This is a genomic window from Klebsiella sp. X1-16S-Nf21 (assembly GCF_002837615.1).
GTDB classification, from domain to species: domain Bacteria; phylum Pseudomonadota; class Gammaproteobacteria; order Enterobacterales; family Enterobacteriaceae; genus Klebsiella; species Klebsiella variicola.
In genome coordinates this window covers 25,964-41,080 of record NZ_PJDK01000027.1, presented here as the reverse complement: position 1 = coordinate 41,080, position 15,117 = coordinate 25,964, and the positions used below count along the sequence as shown (strand labels likewise).

The 15,117-nt window shown below is 58.2% G+C and carries 14 protein-coding genes; 3 read left to right on the top strand and 11 right to left on the bottom strand.

Annotated features, from left to right (window positions below; genetic code table 11):
- Positions 1-57: 57 nt before the first annotated feature.
- On the bottom strand, positions 58-1,278 hold the full coding sequence (fabB, locus tag CW267_RS14245) for a beta-ketoacyl-ACP synthase I (protein ID WP_008803915.1): 1,221 nt from the start codon (positions 1,276-1,278) through the stop codon (positions 58-60).
- 158 nt (positions 1,279-1,436) lie between these two features.
- Between fabB and mnmC the strand changes: the two genes are divergently transcribed.
- Positions 1,437-3,425, top strand: a complete 1,989-nt coding sequence (mnmC, locus tag CW267_RS14240) for a bifunctional tRNA (5-methylaminomethyl-2-thiouridine)(34)-methyltransferase MnmD/FAD-dependent 5-carboxymethylaminomethyl-2-thiouridine(34) oxidoreductase MnmC (RefSeq protein WP_100781320.1) — start codon at positions 1,437-1,439, stop codon at positions 3,423-3,425.
- A 61-nt stretch (positions 3,426-3,486) separates the two neighbouring features.
- Here mnmC and CW267_RS14235 read toward each other — a convergent pair whose 3' ends face one another.
- Genes CW267_RS14235 through prmB form a run of 6 tightly spaced genes read right to left on the bottom strand, consistent with a single transcriptional unit; the run spans position 3,487 to position 8,044 of the window.
- Positions 3,487-3,768: a YfcL family protein gene (locus CW267_RS14235; RefSeq protein ID WP_008803913.1), complete on the bottom strand. Its 282-nt coding sequence runs from the start codon at positions 3,766-3,768 to the stop codon at positions 3,487-3,489.
- Between the two features lie 31 nt (positions 3,769-3,799).
- Positions 3,800-4,348 (bottom strand): elongation factor P hydroxylase, encoded by a 549-nt coding sequence (locus tag CW267_RS14230; RefSeq protein WP_100781321.1) that lies wholly within the window; start codon positions 4,346-4,348, stop codon positions 3,800-3,802.
- On the bottom strand, positions 4,348-5,157 hold the full coding sequence (locus CW267_RS14225) for a sulfite exporter TauE/SafE family protein (RefSeq protein WP_008803911.1): 810 nt from the start codon (positions 5,155-5,157) through the stop codon (positions 4,348-4,350). Before CW267_RS14225 ends, CW267_RS14230 begins: the two co-directional genes overlap by 1 nt.
- Positions 5,157-5,981 (bottom strand): penicillin-insensitive murein endopeptidase, encoded by an 825-nt coding sequence (gene mepA / locus CW267_RS14220; protein ID WP_008803910.1) that lies wholly within the window; start codon positions 5,979-5,981, stop codon positions 5,157-5,159. The genes CW267_RS14225 and mepA overlap by 1 nt, the downstream gene beginning before the upstream one ends.
- A 2-nt stretch (positions 5,982-5,983) precedes the next feature.
- A complete protein-coding gene (gene aroC / locus CW267_RS14215; RefSeq protein WP_012540962.1) occupies positions 5,984-7,069 on the bottom strand; it encodes a chorismate synthase in 1,086 nt (361 codons plus the stop codon).
- Between the two features lie 42 nt (positions 7,070-7,111).
- Positions 7,112-8,044, bottom strand: coding sequence for a 50S ribosomal protein L3 N(5)-glutamine methyltransferase (prmB, locus tag CW267_RS14210; RefSeq protein ID WP_002913346.1), 933 nt, complete (start codon positions 8,042-8,044; stop codon positions 7,112-7,114).
- A 167-nt stretch (positions 8,045-8,211) separates the two neighbouring features.
- Between prmB and smrB the strand changes: the two genes are divergently transcribed.
- On the top strand, positions 8,212-8,763 hold the full coding sequence (smrB, locus tag CW267_RS14205) for an endonuclease SmrB (protein WP_008803907.1): 552 nt from the start codon (positions 8,212-8,214) through the stop codon (positions 8,761-8,763).
- Between the two features lie 18 nt (positions 8,764-8,781).
- Here the strand turns inward: smrB and sixA are convergent, their stop codons facing one another.
- The 4 genes from sixA to CW267_RS14185 all read right to left on the bottom strand — a co-directional run bounded on the left by sixA (position 8,782) and on the right by CW267_RS14185 (position 13,373).
- Entirely contained in the window at positions 8,782-9,267 is a 486-nt protein-coding gene (sixA, locus tag CW267_RS14200) for a phosphohistidine phosphatase SixA (RefSeq protein ID WP_008803906.1), read from the bottom strand.
- Positions 9,268-9,476: 209 nt separating this feature from the next.
- On the bottom strand, positions 9,477-11,621 hold the full coding sequence (fadJ, locus tag CW267_RS14195) for a fatty acid oxidation complex subunit alpha FadJ (protein WP_032736069.1): 2,145 nt from the start codon (positions 11,619-11,621) through the stop codon (positions 9,477-9,479).
- Positions 11,621-12,931: an acetyl-CoA C-acyltransferase FadI gene (gene fadI / locus CW267_RS14190; RefSeq protein ID WP_008803904.1), complete on the bottom strand. Its 1,311-nt coding sequence runs from the start codon at positions 12,929-12,931 to the stop codon at positions 11,621-11,623. The genes fadJ and fadI overlap by 1 nt, the downstream gene beginning before the upstream one ends.
- Before the next feature lie 157 nt (positions 12,932-13,088).
- Positions 13,089-13,373, bottom strand: a complete 285-nt coding sequence (locus CW267_RS14185) for a YfcZ/YiiS family protein (protein ID WP_012967491.1) — start codon at positions 13,371-13,373, stop codon at positions 13,089-13,091.
- A gap of 373 nt (positions 13,374-13,746) precedes the next feature.
- On the opposite strand from CW267_RS14185, the gene fadL reads away from it, so the two are divergent.
- Positions 13,747-15,069: a long-chain fatty acid transporter FadL gene (gene fadL, locus CW267_RS14180; RefSeq protein WP_012967490.1), complete on the top strand. Its 1,323-nt coding sequence runs from the start codon at positions 13,747-13,749 to the stop codon at positions 15,067-15,069.
- Positions 15,070-15,117 lie beyond the last annotated feature (48 nt).

Genomic DNA, 15,117 nt, shown 5'->3' with positions numbered 1-15,117 from the left:
CTGTCAAGATAACAAAAAAGGGGAGCCGGTGGCTCCCCTCTGCACTTCGCATACTGATTAGGCGTTGTATTTACGCATCACCAGCGTGGCGTTGGTGCCGCCGAAGCCGAAGCTGTTGGACATCACGGTGGTCAGCTTAGCGTCAGTCGGTTTGGTGACGATGTTCAGGCCGGCAGCCTGCTCGTCCAGCTCTTCGACGTTGATGCTCGGCGCGATAAAGCCGTGCTCCAGCATCAGCAGGGAGTAGATGGCTTCCTGTACGCCCGCCGCGCCCAGCGAGTGGCCGGTCATCGCTTTGGTTGCCGAGATAGCCGGGCTGTTGTCGCCGAACACTTCGCGGATGGCGCCCAGCTCTTTCACGTCGCCGACCGGAGTAGACGTACCGTGGGAGTTCAGGTAATCGATCGGCGTATCAACACCGTGCATCGCCATCTGCATGCAGCGCACTGCGCCTTCACCAGACGGGGCGACCATGTCAGCGCCATCGGAAGTTGCGCCGTAGCCGACGATTTCGGCATAGATGTGCGCGCCACGCGCCAGGGCGTGTTCCAGTTCTTCCACCACGACCATACCGCCGCCGCCGGCGATAACGAAGCCATCACGGTTCGCATCATAAGTACGGGACGCTTTTTCCGGGGTGTCGTTGTATTTGGTGGACAGTGCGCCCATGGCGTCGAACTCGCAGGCCATTTCCCAGCACAGCTCTTCGCCGCCGCCGGCAAAGACGATGTCCTGTTTGCCCAGCTGGATCTGCTCTACCGCGTTACCAATACAATGAGCGGAAGTGGCGCAGGCCGAGCTGATGGAGTAGTTAACGCCGTGGATTTTGAACGGCGTAGCGAGGCAGGCGGAAACGCCGGAAGCCATCGCTTTCGTGACTACATACGGGCCCACGGCTTTCAGACCACGCGGGCTACGCATGGCATCAGCGCCGAAGACCTGGAATTTCGGGGAGCCGCCGCCGGAGCCTGCGATCAGGCCAACACGCGGGTTGCTCTGGTATGCTTCCGGCGCCAGACCTGCGTCGGCAACGGCCTGTTCCATGGACAGGTAAGCATAGATAGAAGCGTCGCTCATAAAGCGCACTACTTTGCGGTCAATGAGGCCAGTGGTATCCAGTTTGACGTTGCCCCATACGTGGCTGCGCATCCCTGAATCTTTAAGCTCCTGAGAGAAAGTGATCCCTGAACGTCCTTCACGCAGAGATGCCAGGACTTCCTGCTGGTTATTACCGATGCTGGAAACGATGCCCAAGCCAGTAATCACTGCACGTTTCATTAAATACCTCTGTAAGTCGCACTATTTTAAGTTTCGTGTCGCACAATAGCGTACACTTGTACGCCGAACAAGTCCGATCAGACATTTTGTGTATAAATTTGCGCCCTCAGGCACACATCGTTAAGATCGTGCTACGCCTTGTGATTCGAGTAACTTACGTGAAACAAAACGCCATACAACCCGCCAACCTGGAATTCAACGCTGAGGGTACACCTGTTTCCCGAGATTTCGACGATGTTTACTTTTCCAATGACAACGGTCTGGAAGAGACTCGCTACGTTTTTCTCGGTGGAAATCGCCTGCCGGAGCGTTTCGCCAGCCACCCTCGCCCGCTGATGATCGTCGCGGAGAGCGGCTTCGGTACCGGGCTCAATTTCCTCACCCTGTGGCAGGCGTTTGACGTTTTTGTTCGTGATAACCCGGACGTTACCCTGCAAAGGTTACATTTCATCAGTTTTGAAAAATATCCGTTAAAGGCTGAGGATCTCCGCCTGGCGCACCAGCGCTGGCCAGAGCTGGCTCCGTGGGCGCACCAGCTGCAGGCGCAATGGCCGTCGGCCTTCGGCGGATGCCATCGTCTGCTGCTCGACGGCGGGCGGGTGACGCTCGATTTGTGGTTTGGCGATATCAATGAGCTGACCAGGGAGCTGGATGATTCGCTGAACCAGCAGGTGGACGCCTGGTTTCTTGACGGCTTTGCCCCGGCCAAAAATCCCGATATGTGGACCCAGGATCTGTTCAATGCCATGGCACGTCTGGCGCGGCCCGGCGGGACACTGGCCACCTTTACCTCCGCAGGGTTTGTCCGCCGCGGCCTGCAGGAGGCCGGCTTTACCATGCGTAAAAGCAAAGGCTTCGGCCGCAAGCGGGAGATGCTGACCGGCGAGATGGCGCAAACGCTGAGCTTTCCTGCGCGCGTCCCCTGGTTCGCTCGCAGTAGCAGCGATGCCCGCGAGGCTGCCATCATCGGCGGCGGGATCGCCAGCGCCCTGCTCTCCCTTGCGCTGCTGCGCCGCGGCTGGCAGGTGACCCTCTACTGCGCCGACGACGCCCCGGCGCAGAGCGCCTCCGGCAATCGCCAGGGTGCGCTGTATCCGCTGTTAAGCCAGCACGATCCGGCGCTGGCGCGCTTTTTCCCGACGGCCTTTACCTTCGCCCGCCGAATGTATGACGCGCTGCCGGTGATGTTCGATCATCAATGGTGCGGTGTCACCCAGCTCGGCTGGGATGAAAAAAGCGCGCACAAAATCGCCCAGATGCTGGCGCTGAATTTACCCCCGGACATCGCCTGCGCGGTGACGGCGGAACAGGTTGTCGGGTTGACCGGCGTCGATACCGGCTGCGGCGGCATCACTTATCCGGCCGGCGGCTGGCTGTGCCCGCAGCAGCTCACCGCCGAATTGCTGGCGCTGGCGGCAACTCGCGGACTGCACGTGCACTATGGTTATCACGTTGAAACGCTCAGCGCGGAGGGCGATGGCTGGCTGCTCAATCAGCAGCGCAATCATCAGGCGGTGGTGCTGGCGAACGGCCACAGCATCGCGGATTTTGCGCAAACCGCGCAGCTGCCGGTCTACCCTGTTGGCGGCCAGGTCAGTCATATACCTACCACCCCGCGGCTTTCCGCCCTGCGCCAGGTGCTGTGCTACGATGGCTACCTGACGCCGCATAATCCGCAAAATCAGCAGCACTGTATTGGCGCCAGCTACCATCGCGGGAAGACCGACACCACCTTCAGCGAGGAAGATCAGCAGCACAACCGGCAACGGTTGATCGACTGTTTCCCGAACGCGGAGTGGACGCTGGACGTGGATATCAGCGCCAATGCCGCCCGCTGCGGCGTGCGCTGCGCCACCCGCGATCACCTGCCAATGGTCGGCAACGTGCCAGACTATGAGGCAACATTGACGCAATACGCCAGCATCCACGAACAGCTGGATCACGCCGGTCGCGCGCCGGTCTGTCGTAACCTGTTTATGCTTGGGGCGCTCGGATCGCGGGGACTTTGCACCGCGCCGTTAAGCGCTGAGCTGCTGGCGGCGCAGATGAGCGGTGAACCGCTGCCGCTGGATAGCGATACTCTGGCGGCGCTGAATCCGAATCGGCTGTGGGTGAGAAAACTGCTGAAGGGAAAAGCGGTGAAATAAAACCATGAGGGCAGGCAATTTCCCGGGTACGGCTGACGCCTGACCCGGGCTACAATATGGCTCAGGCCTGATTTTTCGCCTGTTGATACAGGTTATGCCACATCCCCTGCACCAGAATTTGGTCCGGCGGCGACAGTTCGCCAGCGCTGATGGCCTTCTCCAGGCTCTGGCTGACCTTACTGTTTACCGCTTCAGCAGAATGCTCGCCCTCACCTTCCAGCTCAGCCACCGCCAGCGTCAGGTGGCCGCGCAGATAACCGCCGGCAAACAGTTCATCATCACTGGCGTGGTCTACCATGTTGTCAATCAGCGCCAGAATGCGTGATTCAAACTCCGCGATCATCATCTTACCTCTTGTCATGTAATGTGTGGCCTTAGTGCAGGTCTTCCGGCCACGGAAAGTGTTCCGCCGTCAATGTCGGCGTTTGATAATAATGTTGCAATGCGCGAATAAAACGCGCCGGACGTTCGGGGATCCCTTGTTCAAGCAAAGTCATTACCCGAGCATGAACCCGGCGCTGGAAGGCGATGCGATCGGGCTCAACGTCTCCTTCCAGATTGTCACAGCTGACGTTAAACGGAAATCCCGCCGCCACGCAGAACAGCCACTCATAGGCCTGCGGTTTCACCTCGACGTCCTCAAACTGGCTTTGAGTCATCGCATCGCGGCCATCCGGGCAGTACCAGTAGCCAAAATCGACTCGTTCGCGGCGCGCTTTGCCGGCGACACACCAGTGAGAAATCTCGTGCAGGGCGCTGGCAAAAAACCCGTGCGCAAACACGATACGGTGATAGGGCGTGTCGTCATCGGCCGGAAGGTAGATCGGCTCATCGTCGCCTTTTACCAGGCGAGTATTAAATTCTTCGGCAAAGCAGCTGTAGAAAAGGTCAATCAGCTGCTGATAATGGTGTTGCTGTTGCATTAATGAATTCCCAACCACTGCAAAATCTCAGCCCCGTGGCTGTCATAGAGAAGCTTCGCGCTCATCACCGCCGAGACGATAACGATCATCGGCCGGATCAGCGACTGCCCTTTACTCAGCACCAGCCGGGAGCCGGCGCGAGCGCCAATAAACTGGCCGGCCATCATCACAAAGCCGGTGGCCCAGATGACCTTCCCGCCGATGATAAACAGCAGCAGACCGCCGACGTTTGAGGTCGCGTTCAGCAGCTTGGCATGGGCCGTCGACTTCGCCAGGTTAAATCCGGCCAGGGTGACAAAAGCCAGTGCATAAAACGAACCGGCGCCGGGGCCAAAAAAGCCGTCGTAGAATCCTACGCTGCCGCCAGCAACCAGCGCAAACGGCAGACCGTACAGCCGACGCTGCCGGTCCGCTTCACCCAGTTTCGGCATCAGCAGAAAATAGAGACCGATGCCGATCACCAGCAACGGCAGGATCTGCTTAAGAATATCGGACTGGACGTGCTGGACCAGCAGCGCACCAGCGGTTGAGCCAATAAAGGTCATCAGAATATTCAGCTTCTGATCGGCGAGGCTGACCACCTTACGGCGGACAAAATAGAGGGTCGCCGATAGCGACCCGCCGCAGGCCTGCAGCTTATTGGTCGCCAGCGCCTGCGCCGGTGGCATTCCTGCCGCCATCAACGCCGGAACGGTCAGTAAACCCCCGCCTCCGGCCAGTGAGTCAATAAAACCGGCCAGGATGGCGACAAAGAAGAGTACCACCAGCACCAACGGCGATACGGCAAACAACTCGATAAAACTATCCATTACAGCACATGCTCATCCAGTAGCGCCTGGCAGGAAGGCGGCAGCGGCGGCGGCGTCTTCTTCACAGGGGGGGTAGACCCGGGTTTAGGTGGTTCGAACCAGCTCTGCAGCTCCGCTCCGCAGCCATCGCCGGGCGGCGGTGGCGCCTGATCCTCGCACTCCAGACTTCCCGCCGGGCAACGCAGTCGGACGTGCATATGAGCGCGATGCTGGAACCAGGGACGGACTTTACGCAGCCACTGGCGGTCGCTGCCCGCGTCCAGGCACAGTTGCTGTTTAATCGCCGGGTTGACGAAAATACGGGTGACCTCGCTATCTTCCGCCGCCAGCTTGATCAGCTGGCTGATTTGCGGGCTCCACAGCGACGGCACCACGTGCTTGCCGTCGCTGGCGACCAGATCCAGCGCCTGCGGCTTCAACAGCTGAGACGATGTCCAGCGCGTTTGCGGCAGCTGGAGGAAAATATCGACATCCAGGCCCGTCTGGTGACTGGCGTGACCGCCGTTAAAGCGCCCGCCTGCCGGCATCCCCATGTCGCCAATCAGCACGGTTCCCATTCCTTTATTGTGCACCTGATTACTCAGGCGCTGAATAAACTGAACCAGATCCGGATGACCGAAGTAGCGACGCTGATCGGTACGCATCACCTGATAGCCGGTGGCGCTCAGAGGGAGCGCCTCGGCGCCCACGATACAGCCATTGGAAAATGCGCCGATTGACTGGGCGCTGCCGCCGATCGGCTGGGATATTTTCTGCCACGGCGTCGCGGCCAGGCTACCGGCGCTGGCCAGCAGCGCGAGCAGTGCGATAACGGTGTTTTTCATGGTTACCAGCGTGGAATTGTCGTCGTCACATCGCCATTCTGCGCGCGCTGACGCATAAAGTGATCCATCAGGACGATCGCCAGCATCGCCTCAGCGATCGGTACGGCGCGAATGCCGACGCACGGATCGTGACGCCCTTTGGTGATCATCTCCACTTCTTCGCCAAAGCGGTTAATCGTATGACCGGGAACGGTAATACTGGAGGTAGGCTTCAGCGCGATGTTGGCAACGATCTGCTGGCCGCTGCTGATGCCGCCAAGAATGCCGCCGGCGTGGTTGCTCTGGAATCCGTCTTTGGTGATTTCATCGCGGTTTTCGCTGCCGCGCAGCTTCACCACTTCAAAGCCGTCGCCAATTTCCACCCCTTTCACGGCGTTGATGCTCATCAGCGCGTGGGCGATATCGGCATCCAGGCGATCGAAGACCGGCTCGCCGAGGCCCGGCGGTACGCCGTCAGCCACCACCGTCACTTTCGCGCCAATGGAGTCACCCTCTTTTTTCAGGCCGCGCATCAGTTCATCCAGAGCGTCGATTTTATCCGGGTCCGGGCAGAAGAACGGGTTCTGCTCGACCTGATTCCAGTCTTTGATGGCCAGCGGAATATCGCCCATCTGCGTCAGGCAGCCGCGAATGACGATGCCGAACTTCGCGGCAAGGTATTTTTTGGCAATCGCCCCGGCCGCTACGCGCATCGCGGTTTCGCGCGCAGAAGAACGACCGCCGCCGCGATAGTCGCGCAGACCATACTTTTGCTCGTAGGTGTAATCGGCGTGGCCCGGACGGAACAGATCTTTGATTGCGCCGTAATCCTGCGAACGCTGATCGGTGTTCTCAATCAGCAGACCGATACTGGTCCCGGTAGTAACGCCTTCGAAGACGCCGGAAAGAATTTTGACCTGATCCGGCTCGCGACGCTGCGTGGTGTAACGCGAGGTGCCCGGGCGACGACGATCGAGGTCGTGCTGCAGGTCGGCTTCGGTCAGCGGGATGCCCGGCGGCACGCCGTCGACGATGCAGCCCAGCGCCAGGCCGTGCGATTCGCCGAAGGTAGTGACGCGAAAGAGTTGTCCAATTGTATTTCCTGCCATCACGGCTCCAATCTTTTTCGTTATGTTGGCGTGTTGTTTTTTTTAGTCTTTATAAATACCGAAGTGCGCGCGGGCGTCAATCAGCTGCTGTTTGGTCAGCATGAAGACACCGTCGCCGCCGTTATCAAACTCAAGCCAGGTAAACGGCACGTCCGGATATTGCTCCATCAGATGTACCATGCTGTTACCGACTTCACAAATCAGAATCCCGTCATCGCTGAGATAATCCGGCGCGTTACCGAGGATGCGGCGCGTCAGCTTCAGGCCGTCGCTACCGGAGGCCAGACCCAGCACCGGCTCATGCTCATACTCTTCCGGCAGATCGGCCATGTCCTCTTCATCGACATACGGCGGATTGGTGACGATCAGATCGTACTGCAGCTTCGGCAGATCGCGGAACAGGTCGGAGCGGATCGGCGTCACGTGATGGATCAAGCCATGGGACTCCACGTTGTGCTCGGCGACGGCCAGCGCGTCCGGGGAAATATCCACGGCGTCGACTTCGGCTTCCGGGAAAGCATAGGCGCAGGCGATGGCGATGCAGCCGCTGCCGGTGCACATATCAAGGATATGCTGCGGCTTATGGTTAATCAGCCCGGCAAACTGATTGTTGATCAGTTCGCCAATCGGGGAGCGCGGGACCAGCACCCGCTCATCGACGTAAAACTCATGCCCGCAGAACCACGCTTTGTTGGTCAGATAGGCGACGGGAATGCGCTCGTTCACGCGGCGGATCACCCGCTCAACGATGCGGTGTTTCTCGCTGGAGGTCAGACGCGCAGTCCGCATATCTTCCGGGATATCCAGCGGTAGGTAGAGCGACGGCAGCACCAGCTGTACTGCCTCGTCCCACGGGTTATCAGTCCCGTGACCGTACCAGATATTAGCAGCACTGAAACGGCTTACCGCCCAGCGCAGCATGTCCTGAATGGTATGCAGCTCATTGACTGCCTCATCAACAAAAATTTTATCCACGACAACCTCCAGGGCACACTCTGCTATAAATTCGGCGGCTAGTGTGCCATGAAGACGGCGATAAATCAGCATTCTTGCGTGGGGTGACCGGGGAAAAAACAGGTTTTCCTTGCCCGAAGGGATATTGAGTCGGGTAAACTAGCGCAAAGTATTAATGAGAGTGGACAATGAAAAAGAAGACATCGCTAAGCGAGGAGGATCAGGCGCTGTTCCGTCAGTTAATGACCGGCACGCGAAAGATCAAGCAGGACACCATCGTTCACCGTCCGCAGCGCAAGAAAGTCACTGAGGTTGCTCCGAAGCGTTTGCTGCAGGAACAGGCCGATAACAGCCACTATTTCTCTGATGAGTTTCAGCCGCTACTGAATACTGAAGGCTCGACGAAATATGTCCGCGCCGACGTCAGCCATTTTGAGCTGAAAAAGCTGCGCCGTGGGGATTATTCGCCGGAACTGTTTCTCGATCTGCATGGGCTCACCCAGCAGCAGGCCAAACAGGAACTGGGCGCGCTGATTGCCGCCTGCCGCCGCGAACATGTGTTTTGCGCCTGTGTGATGCACGGGCACGGCAAACATATTCTCAAACAGCAAACCCCGCTGTGGCTGGCGCAACATCCGCATATAATGGCGTTTCACCAGGCACCAAAAGAGTACGGCGGTGACGCCGCACTGCTGGTGCTGATTGAGGTAGAGGAGTGGCAACCGCCGGAGCTGCCTTAACGGCGGGCTCCGGGGCCGTCAGATGGCGTTGGCCATCTTGAGATTGCAGGGGCTTTTCTGCCAGAGGTATTCACCCTTGCCGTCGGCGTCCAGCGTCACGCAGGCGATAGCCGAGGTGGTGAACATCGGAGGCGTTTCCCCCGGACACAGCTCTGAGACCAGGTACCCCACCAGCGGCAGGTGGGAGACGACCAGCGCCGTCGCCACGCCTTCATTCGCCAGCGCCTGCAGATAGGCGCTAACCAGGCCTACGTCGCCGCACGGCGTGAGTTCCGGCATCACGTCGACATGTTTCGGCAGGTTCATGCACTCCCCAACAATATCCAGCGTCTGTTCTGCACGCAGATAGGGACTGACAAGAACGCGCTCAATATCCACTTTTTGACCTTTCAGCCAGGTTGCCATCTGACGAGACTCATCACAACCGCATACGGTTAATGGACGAACTGAGTCGCTGGCTGCATCGAGGGCAGCGTCGCCGTGACGCATAATAAAAACTTGCATATTGCACCGCTTTTGTTAACCAGAAGCACCGTAGTTTGGCCTGCGAAGACAATACGCAGGTGACCCGGTGGCCGGGCATTGTGCCTGATCCATTCAACGAATGAAACGCTGTTTTTTACCTCAATGGCGTAAGTATAGTCAATCATTGTTTACAAAACAGCCAATCAACAGCTTCATCCGCAGCCGGATTTATCTTCTTTGACCACAACTTAGGTCAGCCGTTCATCCGCTGGCCAAAAGGTTGTCCCCTGTTCGGCCATGCGTAATAAAGTGTCACAGGGTGTAAAACGTGGGCCGTACTGGGCGGCCAGGCGCTGCAGGATCGCGGCAACTTCACCCGCGCCGATAGTATCCATATACCGGAACGGGCCGCCAAGAAATGGCGGAAAGCCTATACCAAAGACGGCGCCGATATCGCCATCGCGCGCGCTACGGATAATCTGCTCATCAAAGCAGCGCGCCGCCTCGTTAAGCATCATCATCACACAGCGTTCCGCCACCTGCTGCGCGGAGAGCCGCGACTGGGGGCGGTCGATGCCGAGCAGCGGATAGACTGCCGGGTCGGGCCGTTTTTTGCTTTTACGCCCTTTTGTCTCATAAAGATAGAAACCACGATTATTTTTTCTACCTTTGCGATCGTCCTTCAAAATCGCGTCAATGATGTTTGCAGGTGGGCTAAAACGTTCTCCAAACGCGCTCTCCAGCACGGGGATAATTTTGGTGCCGGTATCGATGCCAACCTCATCCAGTAGCTGGATTGGCCCTACCGGGAAACCGAATTTAACCAGGGCCTTATCAATCTCTTCAACCGGTTCGCCCTCCACCAGCAGGCGCATCGCTTCATTGATATAGGGCGCGAGGATGCGGTTCACATAGAAGCCCGCTTTATCCGCCACCACAATCGGCGTTTTCCCCTGACGTTTAGCCAGTTGCACCACGGTAGCGATAGCCTGCGGATCGGTTCCCTTATGCGGGATCACTTCAACCAGCGGCATTTTTTCCACTGGACTGAAGAAATGCAGGCCGATCACCCGCCCGGGGCGACGGGCCTGGGCGGCAATATCGCCTATCGGTAACGATGAGGTGTTCGACGCAAAGATGGTCTGCGGCCCGCAATATTGCTCCACTTCGCTGACCATCCGCTGCTTCAGGGCCAGGTCCTCAAATACCGCCTCGATCACCACGTCGCGATGAGCAAAGCCCTGATAGTCGGTGGCGCCGGAGATCATCGCCATCTGGCGATCGCGCTCACTGGGGCGCAGACGACGCTGGCGGACCTGTTTATTCAGCAGCTCCCAGCTGTACTTTAAGGCATGGTTAATCCCACGCGGCTGGATATCTTTAATGCGCACCGGCAGCCCGCCCTTACAGGCGGTCACATAGGCGATCCCCCCGCCCATCAGGCCGCCGCCCAGCACCGCAATGCTCGTCAGCGGTCCGGGCTCTGCTTCGGCGCCACGGTCTTTTTTCAGATCGGTACTGGCAAAGAAGATCGAACGCAGCGCTTGCGACTGCGGGGTCATCGCCAGTTCGCCAAACGCGCGAGCTTCTTCGGCGTAACCGCTGCTGCAACCGTGGGCCAGGCCATTCTCGACAACCTGCAGAATTCGCTTCACCGCCGGATAGTTCCCCTGGGTCTTGCGCTGCGTTTGTTTGCCGACGAAATGGAATAACAGATGGCGGCCCAAAGGCCCCGCCAGCACGCGTTCGCGTACGGGCATATCCCGACTGGCCGGTCGCCCCTTCAGCGCCAGCTCCACCGCCGCCTGCAATAAAATCGCCTGCGGAACCACCTCGTCTACCAGACCGGCCTTCAGCGCCTGGCGCGCACGCAGCTGCCTGCCGGTAAGCATCATATCCAGCGCTGTACTGACGCCAATCAGCCGCGGTAAACGCTGCGTTCCCCCGGAGCCCGGCAGCAGGCCAAGCTGCACTTCCGGCAAACCGAGTCGGGTTTTTTCGTCATCGCTACAGATCCGGCCATGACAGGCCAGCGCCAGTTCCAGACCGCCGCCGAGGCAGGCGCCGTGGATGGCGGCAATCACCGGGATCGACAAGCCATGGATCTCAGCCATAATCTGCTGTCCCTGGCGCGCCAGCGCTTCCGCTTCCTGCGCGCTGCGGCAGCGGGCAATCATGTTAATGTCTGCGCCGGCGATAAAGTTATCCGCTTTGGCGGAGATAAACACCACGCCGCGCACCGACTTATCATCACGAACCTGTCGTATCAGCCCCCGCACCTGATTGCCGAACTCAGCTTTCAGGGTATTCATTTTCTCACCCGGGGCATCGATGGTGATCACCGCGATCTTGTCCGCACGGACCTCAAGCTTAAAAGCGGAAACAGCATCCATTATTCAGCCTCCACGATCATCGCCGCACCCAGACCACCTGCCGCGCAGGCCGTCACCAGACCAAATCCCCCGCCCCGTCGCCGCAACTCATGCAGCGTCTGGGTGATCATCCGCGCGCCGGTGGCAGCAAAAGGATGGCCATAAGCAATAGATCCGCCGAGGACGTTAAACTTGCTCTCATCCACCTCACCGGTGGCCTGCGAGCGTCCCAGCACTTCACGAGCAAAGCGCTCGCTTGCCAGACACTGGAGATTGGCCAACGTCTGCGCAGCAAAAGCTTCGTGCATATCAATAAGCGTCAGATCCGCCAGCGTCAGACCTGCCCGCTCCAGCGCCAGCGGCGTGGACCATGCGGGCCCCAGCAGCATATCCTGCCAGACGTCGATGGCGGTAAAGGCATAGCTGCGCAGGTAACCCAGCGGCGTCAGACCCAGCTCTTTGGCCCTGGATTCGGTCATCAGGATCACCGCCGCCGCGCCGTCCGTCAGCGGCGTGCTGTTGGCTGCGGTGACGGTGCCATGTTTGCGGTCAAAGGCAGGGCGTAACTTTTGGTAATCTGCGAGGGTTGAATTTTTACGAATATTGTTGTCCTGCTCCAACGGCTCGCGGAAGGGGGGCGCGTAGGCCGTCATCACCTCAGCTGACAACTTTCCCTCTTCCCAGGCTTTGGCCGCCAGCTGGTGCGAACGATGCGCCAGCGCATCCTGTTGTTCCCGGGTGATGCCCCAACTTTTCGCCATCTGTTCCGCGGTATCGCCCATCCGCAAACCGGTTGAATATTCCGCCACCGCCGGGGGGACCGGCAGCAGGTCGCGCGGCCGCAGACGGGAAAATAGCTTCAGCTTTTGGCTCAGCGTGCGGGCTTTATTGGCATCCACCAGCGTGCGGGCCAGTGTTTTACTGACCCCAATGGGCAATACAGAAGAGGAGTCGGCGCCGCCGGCGATACCGGCGCGGATGGTGCCGGCCATCAGGCTTTCAGCAACATTCGCCACGGCCTGGAAGCTGGTGGCGCAGGCGCGACTGACGCTATAGGCATCGGTGTGCACGCTCATTCCAGTGCCGAGCACGATTTCCCGGGCGATATTCGGCGCCTCCGGCATCTGCACCACCTGGCCAAAAACCAGTTGCTCAATGACGTCCGCGGGAATGTCACTCCGGGCAAGCATTTCGCCAACCACCATTTTCCCTAAATCAACGGCCGGAACGCCATGAAAAACCGTCGCCTGGCGCGCAAATGGCGTGCGTAAACCCCTGACAATGGCAATGCGATCGCCCTGACGGGTGATAAGCGGTAATGCCTGACTCATAACGCTCCCCTGTTAAGCAAAACAACCAAGTGGTCTGACCTGATAACAGTCTTAACTAATTTTTTACATTAAGCCAATCGGGGAAGCGAAAAATTGCGAGCCAAAACACATTGAACAGAAAGGTAACGCCCCTTCTACGGGGCGTTAAACGGAGGGATTAACGTAATCCTAACTGGAAGATCAGCGATTCGGCTTCGCAGCTAAAAATAAAATCGATATCCAGCTGTACGCCGCCGTCAACATCGGTGAAGGTCGGGTTGATTTTGCACGGTTCAGATTGCACATTACGCGCTTTCTCGCTCAGCGCAGCGAGCGTTTGCTCCGCTTCAGCGCGGTTGGCGAACACGCGGCTGTATGAGGCGGTGCAGTCGGTGTTGTCCACAATGGTGCCAACATCCATACAGCAGCATACCGGGGTTTCATCAGCGCTACATTTACTCATCGTAGATTTCCTCTGTATAGGCACCTTCGGTGCCAGACAAATAATGTGCCTATTTTACGCCCTGCCCCCGGTGAGCCTCCAGCCGAGAATCGCCATCACCGCGTTAAGTGACAGAAATCACACTTAAAAATGATCTAAAACAAAAATCAGCTTTTCTGCCTCTTACTCCCCCCGACAATTTTGCCAGCTGGATCGCGTTTCTGTTATCACAATTGAAAAACTTCATAAACAAACTTGCAACAACTCATCTGGTCAGACCTATACTCAGCGCACTGGTCTGATTTCTCTGTTGTACCACAGACCCTACACTTCCGCGCTTCTGTTACGGCATGTAACATAGTTTAAAAAAAAATAACTCAATGAGGTTATGGGCATGAGCCAGAAAACCCGCTTTACCCAATCTGCCCTTGCAGTGGCTGTAGCACTTGTTTCCACCCAGGCCTGGTCAGCAGGCTTCCAGCTCAACGAATTCTCTTCATCAGGGCTGGGTCGGGCCTATTCCGGTGAAGGGGCTATCGCAGACGATGCAGGCAATGCCAGTCGTAACCCGGCATTAATTATGATGTTTGACCGTCCAACTATGTCGGCGGGCGCCGTTTTTGTTGACCCGGGTGTCAATGTCTCCGGCACCTCTCCCACCGGCAAGAGCCTGAATGCGGACAATATCGCCCCGACGGCGTGGGTTCCCAACTTCCACTTTGTCGCGCCGATTAACGATCAATTCGGTTGGGGGGCATCCATTACCTCTAACTACGGCCTGGCAACGGAATACAACGATGACTATGCGGCTGGCAGCATGGGCGGTAAAACCGACCTGACCACCGCGAACTTCAACCTGAGCGGCGCCTACCGTCTCGACAGCAACTGGAGCTTTGGCTTAGGTTTTGACGCGGTCTACGCCAAGGCGAAGATCGAGCGCTATGCGGGTGACCTGGGTCAGATTGTCGCTGGTTCTGGCGCACTGCCGCCGGCGCTGGCAGGCCAGGTGGCGAAGATCCCTGCCGACACGCAGATCGCCCATCTTAACGGCAACGCCTGGGGCTTTGGCTGGAATGCCGGTATCCTCTATGAGCTGGATAAGAACAACCGCTACGGTTTTACCTACCGTTCCGAGGTGAAGATCGACTTCGACGGTAACTACCGCAGCAGCCTGCCGGCGGCCTATAACCAAATCCTCGGCAACTTCGGTCTGCCAGCGGGCACTAACGGCCAGACCACTGGCGGTTCACTGACCCTTAACCTGCCGGAAATGTGGGAGCTGTCGGGCTATAACCGCGTGGCACCGCAGTGGGCGGTCCACTATAGCCTGACCTACACCAGCTGGAGTCAGTTCCAGGAGCTGAAAGCCACCGGCAGCAACGGCCAGACGCTGTTCTATAAAGAGGAAGGCTTTAAAGACGCCTACCGTCTTGCGCTGGGGACCACGTATTATTACGACGATAACTGGACCTTCCGCACCGGTATCGCTTTCGATGACAGCCCGGTGCCGGCCAACAACCGCTCCATCTCCATTCCTGACCAGGATCGCCTGTGGCTGAGCGCGGGTACCACTTACGCGTTCAACAAGGATGCGTCGGTTGACGTCGGTCTTTCCTATATGCACGGCCAGCACGTTGAAATTAAGGAAGGACCGTATACCTTCCGTTCCGAAGGGACCGCCTGGCTGTACGGCGCCAACTTCAACTACCGCTTCTGATAAGCCGCACGCAACAAAAAAGGGTGAACAACATGTTCACCCTTTTTT